The organism is Acidovorax cavernicola, assembly GCF_003581445.1.
This window is the reverse complement of record NZ_QXMN01000338.1, coordinates 1-591: the sequence shown is the minus strand read 5'-3', so window position 1 is coordinate 591 and position 591 is coordinate 1. Positions and strand designations below refer to the sequence as shown.

Sequence of the window (591 nt, the reverse complement as noted above, 5' to 3'; positions counted from 1 at the left end):
GGGCCATGCCTATCATGTTGATGGGCAGCACGTTGAGCACCGAGCTTTCCACGGTGATCACCGCGTTGTCGGGCGCGGCGCGCAGGAAGTTGGCCAGGTTGTAGATGTTGGCCTGGTCCATGCCGCCGCTGATGGCCACCCAGTTCATCACCAGCGGGCCCTTGTAGACGCCGCGGCGGATCATGCGTTCGATGGTCTCGAAGCTGTTGATGTTGTAGCACTGGAACGCGCTCTGGATGCCGGCGGCGGACAGGCGGCGCACATGCTCCTCGGCCCAGCTGGGGTTCGAGGGGACGATCATGTCCTTGTAGGTGTTGTAGAGGTGGGGGAAGCCGCGCGACACGCCGCGGAAGTCGTCTTCGCCCGCGTGCTCGGTCACGTTCATCTGTGTGGTGTTGACGGTCACCGTCACCTGGTCGGGCTTGGGGCTGAGTTCGGCCAGCATGTGGCGCGTGTCGTCCGACAGCCACTTCGCGGCCGAGCCGTCGTCTTCGGGCGCGAAGCTGATCGAGCCGCCGACCTGGATGACCATTTCCGGCACGCGCGCGCGCACGCCGGCGATCAGTTCGTTGAACATGGACAGGCGCTTGC

Annotated in this window: 1 protein-coding gene; it reads right to left on the bottom strand. The window is 65.0% G+C overall.

Annotation, left to right across the window (positions count from 1 at the left end; genetic code table 11):
• Positions 1 to 591, bottom strand: a 591-nt coding sequence (locus tag D3H34_RS33525; protein ID WP_147400638.1) for a 3-keto-5-aminohexanoate cleavage protein, incomplete at both ends; no start/stop codon positions are given.